The organism is Paenibacillus oryziterrae (genome assembly GCF_042610485.1).
In the GTDB taxonomy this organism is placed as follows: Bacteria; Bacillota; Bacilli; order Paenibacillales; family Paenibacillaceae; genus Paenibacillus_AQ.
Genome location: NZ_JBGJZO010000061.1, coordinates 1 through 549 on the forward strand (window position 1 = coordinate 1; position 549 = coordinate 549).

The window sequence follows — 549 nt, forward strand, 5'->3', positions numbered from 1 at the left end:
TTTTATGGAACAAAAGAAGTTTACAGCGCTCGAAAAATTAACGATCCTCCAAGAAATTAAAGAGGGATTAATTGGATTAAAGGCTTCAGCCCGAAAGTTCGGAGTAGCCAAGAACTCTATTGTGAAATGGCGGAAGCGGTATGAGTTATACGGTTACGAGGGGCTAGACGTTCGGACTCATAACCGTACCTATTCGGAGGAACTCAAGCTCCAAGCGGTTAGGGATTATCTCGAGGGGAAATTGTCCCAAAGGCAAATTATCTACAAATATAAGATCGCAAGCACAACCCAACTCGCCAATTGGATTAAGAAGTATAATGGTCATAGCAACAGCTTAACTGCTCATTCAGGAGGAACTAAAGCGATGACCAAAGGACGCGTAACCACTTGGCAGGAACGGATAGATATTGTGCTGTATTGCCTGGCGAATGGACAAGACTACACAAAGACAGCAAGCCATTTTCACGTTTCATACCAACAAGTATATAGCTGGGTAAAAAAGTACGAAGCAGGTGGCGAGGAGTCATTGCAGGATGGCAGAGGGCGCAC

The 549-nt window shown here is 44.4% G+C and carries 1 protein-coding gene; it reads left to right on the top strand.

The features are described from left to right. A partial coding sequence (locus tag ACAN55_RS24210; RefSeq protein ID WP_379139164.1) for a helix-turn-helix domain-containing protein occupies positions 1–549 on the top strand: 549 nt, incomplete at both ends.